The following is a 12,721-nucleotide window of genomic DNA, read 5'->3' on the forward strand; positions in this document are numbered from 1 at the left end:
GGTGTAGTAGAAAAATATTTAGAGAATCCCTATTGGCAATATTTCTGCGGGAATGAATATTTCGAACACGATTTTCCTTGTGATCCGACGAGTTTAGTAAAATGGAGAAAACGAATCGGCAGTGAAGGTGTAGAGAAATTCTTAGAAGAGACAATCTTGTTAGGACAACGAGAAGGTCAGATAACGCATCAAGAATTTACGAGAGTGAATGTAGATACGACGGTTCAGGAGAAAGCGATCACTTTTCCAACGGATGCGAAGCTGTATCATAAAGCCAGACACGTTAGTTGAATAAGCCGTAAAAGAAGGCATCAAACTAAGACAAAGTTATAAACGAAAGAGTAAATTAGCACTCATTAAACAAGGACGTTATTCACATGCAAAACAAAGTAAACGGGCCAAGAAAGAAACGAAACGTTTAAAAACGTATTTAGCTCGAGTAAAACGCGACATAGAGCGAAAAGTAGAAAATCCTAATAAACGACTTCAATCTCTTTTAGAAATTTCCGAGAAGATTCTAACGCAAGAAAAAAATAGTAAAGGTAAAATCTACAGCGTTCATGCTCCGGAAGTGGAGTGTATCTCTAAAGGTAAAATTCATAAGAAGTATGAATTCGGTTGTAAGACAAGTTTAGTTACTACCAGTAAATCCAATTGGATTGTTGGCGTTCAAGCCTTGCACGGTAATCCGTATGACGGTCATACTTTGAAGAATGCCATCAACCAGATGGAAAAGATAACCGGCTTTCGACCTAAGGAGTGTTATGTGGATCAAGGTTACAAAGGAAACGATCATCATCCGGTCGATGTGGAAGTTCACCTTTCCAATAAAAGCAGAAAGAAAATGTCTCGTTGGCAAAGGAAATGGATGAACAGAAGAGCCGCTATTGAACCGATCATTTCTCATTTGAAACAGGGTCACAAGATGGATCGGAACTTTCTGAAAGGTCAAGAAGGAGATCGTATCAATGCCATCCTATCCGCTGCCGGTTGTAATTTCAGAAAGCTATTCCGAGCTTTCTTTTTGTTTCTGGATCAAATTTCTCTTTTTCGCGTGCGCCTTTTTCAAATTTCTCTTTGGTGCAACCATTTTAATTAGGAGCTCACTTTTTCAGGGACGACTATTTAACCCTTTTCTTGCTGGAAATTTAGTTCAATATGTGATCTGGCGCTTTTCTGTACAAGATTTTTCTCTTTTTTCCTCCTTAGGCCGAACTCACGTTAATTATTTCCACTGTCCAGATGGGATTGTTTGAAAGTCCAAGATAGAATCAATATGCCAGTATTCCCCCTGAGGTTTTTGTAAAGTGCGCATGACGGTATCTCTCTAAAACTTCTACTTCCTTTTATCAATCCGATCATTTTCGGAACGAATCGTGGCGGAAGCGAGTATTACAGGTATTTTAGTATATTATTTTTTTCTAAAAAATATGGCGACTGAGATGGTTTCTAATGTCCTGTGGAGCCGAATCCGCCTGTCCCTCTTTCTGTCTTATCTGTAAATTCGGAAACCAGTTCCCAATCCGCATAACAAGTTTCACGAATGAGCAGTTGAGCGATTCTCATCCCATGTTCGATTACAAAAGGAACGTTTCCTAGATTCAAAAGAGGAATCATCAATTCCCCTCGGTAATCGCTGTCGATCGTTCCGGGAGAATTTGGAATTAAGATTTGATTTTTCGTCGAAAATCCAGATCTGGGTCTAATTTCAAAATGATATTCTTGAGGGATTGCAAAAGAAAGTCCGGTTGGAACGAGAACCACTTTGTTCGGTTCCAAGATTAGATTTGAATCCAAACAAGCGTGAACGTCGTAACCCGCCGCGTGTTTTGTCTGTAATACCGGAAGTTCGGCATTCGATCTTAATTTTTGAACCGAAATTTTCATGCGTTTTTTGTTCTCCTACTTTTAAAAACGGACAGGATTCTCTTGTTTCGGCGGTAAAGAGAATTCCAGAATTTTTTCCAGAACTTCGATAACAATTTTTAAATCTGTGGAATTAAAAGTTTATATTATGAAATTCTGATAAATGCCGCAATTTTAACAAGCTCTGTTTTGCCGTTAGCTGTTCCGTAATTGAATTTTGGCGCGACTTCCTATGTTCTGTTTCACGGTGCTCAGAAATCGAATATAACATGGATTCGATCATATCGTTTATGAATCGAACGGATGTCCATTTTATAGTCTCTCAAAGAGCCAGTTCCTGAGACGGGCCACTGGAATTCTTTCCTGAACCATGCTGTCCCTTTCTCTAACGGTAACGGTATCATCCTTTAGAGTATCATAATCTACTGTAATACAAAAAGGAGTTCCGATTTCGTCCTGTCTACGATAGCGTTTCCCGATCGCGCCGCTGTCGTCGTATTCAATATTTCCGAGCTTGGAAAGGTCCGCGAAAATTTCTCTGGATTTTTCAGGCAATCCGTCTTTTTTCATCAAAGGAAAAACGGCCACTTTAACTGGGGCGATCTTGGGAGAAAAGCGAAGGACGGTTCTTATTTCCCCATCCGGAAGCTTTTCTTCTTCGTAAGCGTCGGTAACGACGGCGAGAAAAAGTCTGTTTGCACCTAATGCAGGTTCAACGACAAAAGGAACGTATTTTTTATTCTGAACCTGATCCTGGTATTTCAGGTCTTCGCCGGAAAAGTTTTGGTGTTGATTCAGATCGTAATCTGTCCTGGAGGCGATTCCCCAGAGTTCCCCCCATCCGAAGTTGTATTTGAATTCGATATCGGAAGTGCCTTCGCTATAAAAAGATAATTCTTCCTTTTCGTGTTCTCTGATTCTTAGATTTTCCTTTTTGATTCCCACCTGTTCGACGAGCCAATTCATACAATAATTCACCCAGTGAGAAAACCATTCTTTCTGAGTTCCCGGTTCGCAAAAGAATTCCATTTCCATCTGTTCGAATTCCCTCGTTCTAAAAACGAACTGACGGGCCATGATTTCGTTACGAAAAGATTTGCCGATCTGAGCGATTCCGAACGGAATCTTTCTTCTGGTGGTGGAGACCACGTTCTTAAAATTTAAAAAGATTCCTTGAGCGGTTTCCGGTCTGAGATAAATATCCAAGGAATCTTCCGCACTCGCGCCGTGAGAAGTTTTGAACATGAGATTGAAGTCCCGTGCTTCGGTAAATGTTCCTCTTTGTCCGCAGCTCGGACAGGAGAAGTTATTTTCTTTGATGACTTGATTCATCTTTTCGAGAGTTAAACCCGTTGCAAAACCTTCCCCTTTTTGATCCTCTAGGAACTTGTCCGCGCGGATTCGGGTCTTACAGTTTTTACAATCAATCAAAGGATCGGTGAAGTTGGAAACGTGACCGGATGCTTCCCAAACTTTCGGGTTGAGAAGAATGGAAGAGTCAAGACCTACCACGTCTTCTCGGAGATGTACAAAAAATTTCCACCAGAGTTGTTTCAGATTTTGGAGAAGTTCTACGCCGTAAGGACCATAGTCGAAAGTATTGGAAAGTCCTCCGTAAATTTCAGAACCGGGATAGACAAACCCTCTGCGTTTGCAAACGGATACGATTTCTTTCAATGAAGAATCGAGACTTTCTTTCTTTTCCATGCGTCCAGAATTTCGTTCGGGACTTCGGAATAAAGTATTTTAATTCTTCTCTTCGAAGGATTTCTGTTTGCCTATGCTCCTTGTCCGGGTCCAATGGTTGATAGAAATCTGTTTTGCAACGTCCAAGGAGACCTTGCCTGAAAAAGAAACTAGTCATCTTCGGAGTCAATTTCTTATCCTGGAGTTCCCCCTTTTTGGGATTGGGAATTTTTTTCCCTCTCGGTGTACTCTTTGCCTTTCCCAAAGGTAGAGAAGTTCGTTCTTCTGCCTTTGGTTCTTTACTCTTTCAGATTGCCTGCTGGATCGTTCTTTATCCTTTGGAAGTCTCGGCGATTCTTTTTCCGGTTGTGGAAACTTTTGTCCGAACTCTCGTTTTGGATTTGGGGGAGTGGTTGATCGGATTCTATGTTTTGGTCGGACTTCTGGTTCTAATCGCTCATTCCGTTAATCTCAAAATACAAAGGAAACGTAAGTCTAAATCTCACTCCAAAGTTTTCGTTCCGGAAGAGAAGATAGAAAGAATTCATTATAAAATTCTCGTCCTCCTTGTCGCGGGTTATCTAACTTCGAGACTTGTCTTTCAAGATCCGTATCGATTGGAATACGGACAACTCGGAATCTTAGAAGATAGTTTCCTTTATTTCTTTTCCATCTTGATCGCAGGGGACACGCTTTTAAGTAGGGGAAAACAATTCTTCTTGTTCAGAAGACCTTGGAAACTTTTTGAAAAACAGGCGAGGGTTGCGCGTCATTCTGGTTTTGGGGGGAAGTGGGGACTTCTGAAACGGAAATACTCGAAACTCAGAGACTGGATCTTTCCGGGATGGGGTCATATTTATATCGGAAATCTCTGGAAAGGTTTTTCGATTCTGTTCTTATATCTTCTTTTTTTATTATTTCTCTCGACTTCGTTTTTTTCCTGGCTCGAACCCGCGGATGGAATTCGTTTTCTCATGTCGATGGGTTTAAAACCGGGGATCCGGGATCAAACTTTCTTTAAGATCACTTCGAGTGTAATTCCGATTTTGATTTTTCTAGGGGGAATGATAGGAATTCATATCATTTCCAAGTTTCTACTGGGTAAGGCCTTTCGTTCGGAACCGGACGATATGACTCCGAGAAGTACATTTATTAGTAATTTATCATATAGTGTTCTGCTCCATTTGATTCTAATGTCTTTGATTTTGATCATACCGGTAACTCTTCAGAGAAAGAATAAACAAAAGGAATCGGAAAGACAAAGAACTCATTTTACTCCGGAGAATTTGGAATTCTATTTTATCGATCCCAATCTTCCGAACGAAGTGGAGGGCCTAAACGGAGGAGTCGTATCGGGAACGGAAACTCCGACTCAAAAAGAGGGGGAGAAGGTCCCAGACGATAAACCCGCGGAAGAAGGAAGAATTAAGGGAGAAGTCAGGCAGGTTCGAGGAAAGAAATTACCTTCCACGTATTCGAATTATATCTCCGCGAAAATGCGCGGCCCCGAATCTTTTATGGAATACTGGAGGCAAGCTCCGCGAAATTATTCTTCCGTGGTCGCGTATACGGTCACTCCCGACGGAGAAGTTGTGGACGTGGATTTGGTCGAAGCATCCGGATATCCCGAACAGGATCAGATGACTTTGGAGCTGATAGAAAGCCTTTCTCCTTTGATGCCTCCGCCGGGAACGAAAGGTTATGTTCGAGTGACCGAACTTTTTTGGAACGGAAGCATCGATCCGGAAGCGATGCCTACTCCTCTTCAAAAAGAACTTGTTACGATGTATGACGGGCGTTATATGGAGGAGTTATGAGCCTTGAAGTGGCGCTTCTTGGATTTCTTTCCATTTTTCCTTGGGGATTTTTTTTGATCTTGTTGTTTCCGGAAAAGATTACAAGACAGAAGATCATACTTATTTTTTTCGCTTTTTTTCTAGGTTACTTATCTACGGAAATCGTTTTGAAACTGCATCCGATCTTTTGGCCGGACGTAAAAATCGCGGCGCCCAAACGCAGCGGGCACATTCTTACACAAACGGCGCATATCGCGTTCATCCAAGCGGGGATGATGGAGGAATTCTGCAAAGGGATTTTGATCCTTTCTTGCGGACTTCTTTTCGCGTTTGATTGGAAGAAATATCAGTTTCAAAAAGAAATGGTTCTCATCGGAGGATTTGTCGCGCTCGGATTTGCGGGAATTGAAAACGCAAACTATATCTTCTCCGCAAAGGAAGAAGATAGAATCGCGATGTTTGTGGGAAGAACAATCCGGTCTTCGAACGCGCATTTTCTCATCAATCTATGTTTTGCGTTAGCGTTCGTAAAATCCAATCGAAAAGAACCAAAGGATCGGCCACTCGCATTGTTTTTGGCTTTTTTACTCGCGGTATCTCAACACGGACTTTTCAATTTTTTCGTTCTTCCTCAATCGAGGTTTGGCGGTTGGCTTTCCACAGCTCTTTTTGTGGGAATTTGGGTTTGGATCGCAAAAGACTTTCGGGCTTTCATCCTAAAGGATGAAAACCTAAGTGACACTGTGGTCGATGCGGAAATTCTGGATGAGACCAGAGAGACGATTTGAAGTACAGAGAAATCATTTTAAGCATCCCTAAAGAAATCGCGGAGGGCTTTACTACTTTTTTAGATGGGATAGGAGTTGTGGGATATTACGAAATTCTGTTTGACCGAGAAGTTCCGCGCGCTCCTCACGAAGAAATCATTTCGGACGACACAAAGTTCCGCGTTTATCTCGCGGAAGAAGACAACGAGAACGAAACCAAAATTCTCATCTATCTAAAGGCAAACGCGGGTGAAAGTTTCTTTTTGGAATCCAGATGGATCGAGACCAAAGAATACGAGGAAACTTATAAAGAATTTTATAAACCTTTTATCGTGGGTTCCTATCGGGTGATTCCCACTTGGGAAAAGGACACCGCGTTAGGCACAACTCCCGAAGGGATTTTCCCTTTGCTCATCAATCCCGGACTTGCGTTTGGAACCGGACATCACGAGACGACCCGTCTTGTTTTGGGAAGAATGGGAAACTTGAATCTTTCCGGTAAAAAGGTTGCGGATGTGGGAACCGGTTCCGGGATTTTGAGCATTGCCGCGGCGAAGTCGGGAGCTTCCTCGATTTTAGCAGTGGACGTGGATCCTAACAGCGTGAGATCCGCTGTTTTCAATCGGGACGAAAACGATATTTCCTCGGAAGTTTTAGCCGTGGAAGAGGGTAGTTTCGATCATGAAAAGATCCAGGGACAAACATGGGATCTTTTGATCGCTAATATCACGTTTGCCGTATTAAAAGCGAATATTCAAAAAATTGCATCTATTGAAACCGATCATTTTCTATTCAGCGGAGTTATCACCGAACGGTTGGAGGAATTTTTGGAACTTCTGAAAGACGCGGTGGGAGGAGAAGGTGTTTTCTTTCTGGAAGATACCGGCTGGGAATTGATCGAATGGAAAAGGAAAGGATAAATCGATGAAACACTACGACGTATTCGGAGTCGGCAACGCACTCGTGGATATTTTAGTTCCTACGGAAGACGTTTTTATCAAACGTTTAGGATTTGAGAAAGGAATCATGACCTTGGTCGATTCCGAAAAACAAGGAGAGGTTTTGACCGCTCTCGAAGGAAGCAAAAAGGAACTTCGTTCCGGGGGAAGCGCGGCAAACACGATGATTGCACTCGCCAATTCCGGAGGAACCGGAACCTACACCGGAAAAGTTTCCAAGGATACTTACGGAGAATTTTATAAGAAGGACATGGAGAGCGCCGGGATTTTTTTCGAAGTGGCCCCCGAAGATCAGGGACATACCGGAACCTGCGTCGTTCTGACCACTCCCGACGCCGAAAGAACGATGCTCACCCACTTGGGGATTTCCATCACATTACAAAAAACGGATGTAGATTTGGACAAACTCAAGTCCTCCAGCATTTCCTATATCGAAGGATATCTCTGGGATGGTCAGGGAACCAAAGAAGCTTCTCTTTTGACAATGGAAGAATCCAAAAAGAACGGAGTCAAAGTGGCTTACACATATAGCGACCCGTTTTGTGTGAATCGTTCCAGAGAAGACTTTGTTCGTTTAACAAAAGATTACTTCGATATCGTTTTCTGCAACGCGGAAGAAGCCAAAGCCCTTTCTCAAAAAGAAGACAAGTTGGAAGCTCTTAAGTTTATCGCGGGTCTTTCTCCTCTTGTGTTTATGACCGATTCCGCAAATGGAGCCTATTTTGCGGAGAACGGAGTCGTTACTCACGTTGGTGGATTTCCAACGAAACCGATCGATACGACCGGTGCAGGTGATTGTTTTGCCGCTGGAGTTCTCTACGGACTCACTCACAGTTTCAGTTTGGAGAAGTCCACTCGTTGGGGAAACTACGTCGCTTCTCGAATCGTTCAAGAGATCGGCCCGAGGCTCGGAATCAACTTGATGGGACGTCAGGACGAGATTTTAAAGTAACCTTTGATGTACCGAGCTTTCTGTTTTTCTAATTTAGCAAAGTCTAATGGCGGAACCAAGCTCGTACTTGTTTTGTCTGCTTAATAACTCGTTTTTTCTTAGAGCTTGTGGAAATGAAGAATGGAAAAGGCGAGGAGTCAATTTCCGCGGCGATGTGCAAGTAAAACTTTGTTGAAAACCTTAGGATATAGAAGAGCGGGCTTTTTCATCTCGCTTCCACTTCGATCTTCTCGTCTTTTTCCTCTTCCGACAAAATAGGACTGTCCAATTTATCCAAAAGGTTCTGAAGCAGTAAAAAATACGGATTCACTTTTCCGGCGATTTCCTTTCCGTAAAGTTGCGTGTATGTGTTGATGAGAGATTGATTTTCTCCGATGTTTTTGGGATAAGAATCTTCAGCCAAACCTTCCCAGAGAGTTTCACCTTTCGTGCAATGAATCACTTTTCCAAGCGCGCTCAGTTCCACCTTATCGGAAGTTTCTTTTTCGCGGATCTTCAGCTGAAAAATTCCCTGAACTTTTTTACCGGAGCCCCCGCAGGTTCCGTTTCCGGAACGAAACGGATATATGATAAATTCCTTATGATGAGAAAGATAATTCTCTGCGATTTTTGCCGCTAACTGTTTTTCAGAGTTGCCCGCTTCACTTACCGCTGGAACATATACCGCCAATCGTTTGAACGTGGTCAGCTCCTTTTCCCAAGTCGGCCCCGTCTTTACGTATTTGACTGTACAATTCGTAATCGTTAAGGCCAGAGAGAGGAATAGTAAAGAATATCGTAACATTCTAATGTGATCCTTATTTCTTTTTTGGTGCCGTTTTTTTGGAAACGATCGCTTTTTTCTTGGCACTTTTCTTTTTGAAAGGAACCGATTCCCGACTTCTTGTCGTTTTCAGATTGGACGACGAGGTTTCCAAAACGTTTCGATCCGCAGCGGGAAAAGTCGATTCTTCCTCTCCCTCTCCGAAACCGACCGGTTTGGATTCTTGTTCCTCTTCTTTTCTGGAACGATAGACGATTTCAAGAATGGCAGGGACGAGAGTGAGTGCGATGAGCAAGGAAGAGGCGATCCCGATGCTCGCTACAATACCGATCGATTTGAGTCCTTTTTGATCTGCGATTAAAAGAGAACTCCATCCCACAAGTGTGGTTAACGTGGATGCGATGATCGCGGGACCGACCATGGACATGGCGCGTATCACATCGTGATCCTCTCTGAATCTATAATAGATATAGATTCCGTTCTGAATTCCGTAACCTATGATGACCGGAAACACCAGAACGTTCATAAAGTTCAATTGAACTCTAAACAACGCCATGATTCCGAGAGTGACGAAAATTCCGAGAACGAGCGGAATCAAAGAAATCAAAGCGGGAACGATTCCTCTGAAAAAGAGAATCAATACAATGACTACGAGAATTAGAGTGACTAGAAATGCGGCCACTCCTTCTTTTTGAACGATCTTGATGAGGTTCGCAAAAAGAATCAAACTTCCCGCGGTGTTGGAAACGTATTTGTGAGATCTTGCCTGCTCCAAGTCGGAAAACGGTCTCGTTTTTAAGATAAAAGAGATCGTTCCGTCTAAAAGTCCCAAATTCTTAAATTGGGGCGCGGAATACGTATTCAGGGTTTTTACGATCAGGCGTTTTTCTGCTGGAGTCCATTGATCACGGATTGGATCAACGGCTCTGTGTCCGTTCGAATCGTAAAGTAGAGTGTTCAACACTCTTCTGGATAGTTTAGGATAATGTAATTCTCCTACTGCGTCGAAGAACTTGAGAAGTTTTTGTCCGTGCCAGAGAGCTACTTTAGGATAGATGAATACGAGATGGCCCTTTTCTTTGGAACCTTTTACTTCCGTAAACTGAGAACTGAAATAGATAGGGACTTCGGAAAGAGAGTATTCGTTTACGTTTAGATATTTTTTGACTACGGGAAGATATTTTCTCTGCTCCGGTTTTAAAAAACCCGCTTTAACCGGTTTCATATCTGATCGAAGTTGTTTCAGAATTTTTAAATTTTCCCTTTGTTGCCCTTTTGGAGGAAGGAAGTTCCAAAGGGAAACCACCTGATCCACGGAACCTGCGATCTCGTCCGGTACAGGCGTCATGTAATCGAAAACGGCTTCCGATTCTTCCAGAGTATCCACGACGATTACCTGAGGATCGGAGCTGATATCGAATCTATCTCCGATTTCGTCGTAGAGATTGACCGAGTCCAGATTATCCACCATCAGATCCCGTCCGTTGTAGTTGAACCTAATTCCGGGGCTGAAGTTGAAAAAGGAAATCACTAGAACGATAGCAAGAACAACTAACGTTAAAAGACCCGGTTTTTTATAAAAGCGATAAAGAAGAGGAGAGGTGGTTTGTTCTTTTGCCGAAAGTAGAAATTTGTTTTTGAGAGAGGGAAACAGACGAAAAAGAAGGGTGATCTGAAGAGCGGTTACGCCGTACATTGAAACCGCGATGATCAAAATTCCGTACGTAGCGATAATTCCGAATTCGCTGAAACCTCGAAACTCGGAGAACGCAAGCACAACGAAGGCGGAAGTGGTGGTCAGAGCTGAGATAAAGGATGCGATTCCGGTATGATAGATCGTGTCTTTGATGGAACGAAGGGTATCCTGACCACGGGTGAATTCTTCCCGAAAACGATATAAGAACTGAATTCCATAGTCAATTCCGAGTCCCATTAAAATGGATGCGATGATACTGGTCACCGAATTGAGCTGACCGATTACGATCGTAGTCAAACCGAAAGAAAATAAAATTCCAGAAAGAAGAGAAACGAGAAGAATCAGGATAAAAAGAGGATTTCTAAAAAAGAAAAGCAAAAGCACCGCGATCCCGATAAACGAAGTGATTGCGATCGGTTTCAGAGCCGCCATCAGTGTCTCGTAGTCGTCCAGATGCAATCTATAAGTACCAGTATAACCGATTTGGATTCCCTTTTTGTCGAAAGCGAGTTCGGCCACAATTTCTTTGATTTTTTTGTCGAGAGCGATATTGAATTCTATGTCAGTGAAAGACCCTGCGGGTTTGATCAAAAAAATCAACATTCCTTTGTCCGGAGATATATTATATTCGTCGAATATATCTCTTTTTGCAAGTTTCTGATATTTGGAAAGGATATCGCTAAAGTCCGGGTTGTATTCTTCGTCGGAAAGTTTGATAAAAAACGGATTGGCTCTTTCTACTTCCTCGTCGATTTTTCTTTTGACCCGTTTGCGCACTTCTAACAAATCTTCGGTTTTTAAAAATAGGGGAAGTCTGTCTTGTAAGAAGGATACGTTGTAGCGGTAGGAGATATATTGAACGAATTTTTTTTCCTTCAGGAGTCTTTCGTTTAGTACGTCCGAAGCTTTCTTGATCGCATTCTCCCTTTCTTTATAATAGGTAACGTTTTGTTGTTTGACCTTTTCTGCTTCTTTCAGTTCCTTTTCTACTACTTCGGGTTGTCCTTTTTTTCTTGCGGCAAAGGCTTTGACCAGATGCTCCGTCATTCCCTTTTCGTCTTTGAACTTGATGCTGAGAATATAAAATCCGTTTCCTCCGATCATCTCGATCACTTTCTGGGTTTTGACGACGGAAGGATTATCTTTCGGAAGCAAATCCAAGTTATTGCTGTTCACCGTCAGTTTGGATGCTTGCCAGAAAGAGAGGAAAAGAAAAACGGCAAGTACGCCGCAGGAACGGATCGGGTTTAAGAGAATGGAGTCTGTGATTCCGGAAAGAAGTTGTCTCATTGATATTTAATTTTTAGCTTCTTTTCTGATCAAAGCGATGGTTTGTTTGATTCCGTTCTTTTTGATGGAAGGATCCACCGATTTCACCCGGTTGGTTTCGGAAGCGTATTTTCCTTCGTTTAAGAAGTCGGTGACATACCAAGCTCCTTCTATCTTCGTTAGGATCCAAGAAAAAGTGATTCTTTCCGAACCGCTCCAAATGATGGAAGAGGCGAGGGTTGCGTTATCTCCCTTGATGGTCGGTTTTTCGTAGTTGATGTCGATTTTGTCGAAGTATTTGTATGCGATCGGGAAACTACGGTGGACGATGAATTCGCCGATTGCTTCCTCGAATTCTTTGCGATCGGAGTCACCGATTTTACCGAAGGATTTTAAGAGCTGATTACTGAACTGTTTTACGTGTATGATTGCGATCGCCTTATCGTTCTTTTTATAACGAATGAAACCGATAAGCTTTTTCACAGTGGAAACGATTTGCTCTTCGTCGGAAGGAGCGGTTTCGGTTGTCGTTCCGGTTTCGGCCGAAGAAGGATTGGACGCTTCCGTACTGCTTTGTGCGGTTAGAAAGGAAGGTAATGCCAGAGATAGGACGAAAAGAATGAAAATTATTTTTTTCACAAAGTTACCTGTAGATTGTAAAGATCCGAAGTGTGTTTCTTGCCCTTAAGGAATAAGTCGGAGCTTCCTACAGTTTTTTGAATCGATAAGGGAAAGTCAAACGGAATAAAATCTTGTAGAAGTACAGGCTTGCCGTCTTTCTTTTCAAATCTTGTATAAGGGTTTTTGGCAATCGATTCCGACAAAGTTGTGCGTTAGATTTCTTTGTGTGCTGGTATTTCCAAGGTTGGGACCCGTATCCTGAATCTTTTATGCAAAAAAAATTTAAGAAAGATTTCAAACAAATAGAAAGAGTTCTGCAATAGAATTTATTTATTTCCGGGAGAAA

At 42.4% G+C, this 12,721-nt stretch carries 10 protein-coding genes and 1 pseudogene; 5 read left to right on the forward strand and 6 right to left on the reverse strand.

Going from position 1 to position 12,721, the window contains the following annotated elements; translation table 11 throughout:
- Positions 1–1,099 (forward strand): annotated as a pseudogene (locus tag LEP1GSC062_RS21285) (IS5 family transposase); the annotation flags it as partial.
- A 350-nt stretch (positions 1,100–1,449) separates the two neighbouring features.
- On the opposite strand, the gene dut reads toward LEP1GSC062_RS21285, so the two are convergent.
- Positions 1,450–1,887: a dUTP diphosphatase gene (gene dut / locus LEP1GSC062_RS07070; RefSeq protein ID WP_010578617.1), complete on the reverse strand. Its 438-nt coding sequence runs from the start codon at positions 1,885–1,887 to the stop codon at positions 1,450–1,452.
- Between the two features lie 291 nt (positions 1,888–2,178).
- Positions 2,179–3,573: a glycine--tRNA ligase gene (locus LEP1GSC062_RS07075; protein ID WP_020983863.1), complete on the reverse strand. Its 1,395-nt coding sequence runs from the start codon at positions 3,571–3,573 to the stop codon at positions 2,179–2,181.
- Between the two features lie 113 nt (positions 3,574–3,686).
- Between LEP1GSC062_RS07075 and LEP1GSC062_RS07080 the strand changes: the two genes are divergently transcribed.
- From LEP1GSC062_RS07080 to LEP1GSC062_RS07095, 4 genes are read left to right on the forward strand one after another with little or no spacing between them, the layout of a single operon-like run.
- Positions 3,687–5,369, forward strand: a complete 1,683-nt coding sequence (locus tag LEP1GSC062_RS07080; RefSeq protein WP_010578619.1) for an energy transducer TonB family protein — start codon at positions 3,687–3,689, stop codon at positions 5,367–5,369.
- On the forward strand, positions 5,366–6,136 hold the full coding sequence (locus LEP1GSC062_RS07085) for a PrsW family glutamic-type intramembrane protease (RefSeq protein WP_010578620.1): 771 nt from the start codon (positions 5,366–5,368) through the stop codon (positions 6,134–6,136). Before LEP1GSC062_RS07080 ends, LEP1GSC062_RS07085 begins: the two co-directional genes overlap by 4 nt.
- Positions 6,133–7,035, forward strand: coding sequence for a 50S ribosomal protein L11 methyltransferase (locus LEP1GSC062_RS07090; protein ID WP_020983839.1), 903 nt, complete (start codon positions 6,133–6,135; stop codon positions 7,033–7,035). Before LEP1GSC062_RS07085 ends, LEP1GSC062_RS07090 begins: the two co-directional genes overlap by 4 nt.
- Positions 7,036–7,039: 4 nt before the next feature.
- A complete protein-coding gene (locus tag LEP1GSC062_RS07095) occupies positions 7,040–8,026 on the forward strand; it encodes an adenosine kinase (RefSeq protein WP_010578622.1) in 987 nt (328 codons plus the stop codon).
- A 205-nt stretch (positions 8,027–8,231) separates the two neighbouring features.
- On the opposite strand, the gene LEP1GSC062_RS07100 is transcribed toward LEP1GSC062_RS07095, so the two are convergent.
- From LEP1GSC062_RS07100 to LEP1GSC062_RS23600, 4 genes are read right to left on the reverse strand one after another with little or no spacing between them, the layout of a single operon-like run.
- On the reverse strand, positions 8,232–8,810 hold the full coding sequence (locus LEP1GSC062_RS07100) for an MXAN_6521/LA_1396 family lipoprotein (RefSeq protein WP_010578623.1): 579 nt from the start codon (positions 8,808–8,810) through the stop codon (positions 8,232–8,234).
- A gap of 13 nt (positions 8,811–8,823) precedes the next feature.
- Positions 8,824–11,775, reverse strand: a complete 2,952-nt coding sequence (locus tag LEP1GSC062_RS07105; RefSeq protein WP_020983847.1) for an efflux RND transporter permease subunit — start codon at positions 11,773–11,775, stop codon at positions 8,824–8,826.
- Positions 11,776–11,781: 6 nt separating this feature from the next.
- Positions 11,782–12,393 carry a hypothetical protein gene (locus tag LEP1GSC062_RS07110; RefSeq protein ID WP_010578624.1) on the reverse strand — a complete coding sequence of 204 codons (612 nt, stop codon included), beginning with the start codon at positions 12,391–12,393 and terminating at the stop codon, positions 11,782–11,784.
- The gene (locus LEP1GSC062_RS23600) at positions 12,390–12,578 is read right to left on the reverse strand and encodes a hypothetical protein (RefSeq protein WP_010578625.1); all 189 of its coding nucleotides are present in this window, start codon (positions 12,576–12,578) and stop codon (positions 12,390–12,392) included. The genes LEP1GSC062_RS07110 and LEP1GSC062_RS23600 overlap by 4 nt, the downstream gene beginning before the upstream one ends.
- Positions 12,579–12,721: the final 143 nt, after the last annotated feature.

The organism is Leptospira alexanderi serovar Manhao 3 str. L 60 (assembly GCF_000243815.2).
Taxonomy (GTDB): Bacteria; Spirochaetota; Leptospiria; order Leptospirales; family Leptospiraceae; genus Leptospira; species Leptospira alexanderi.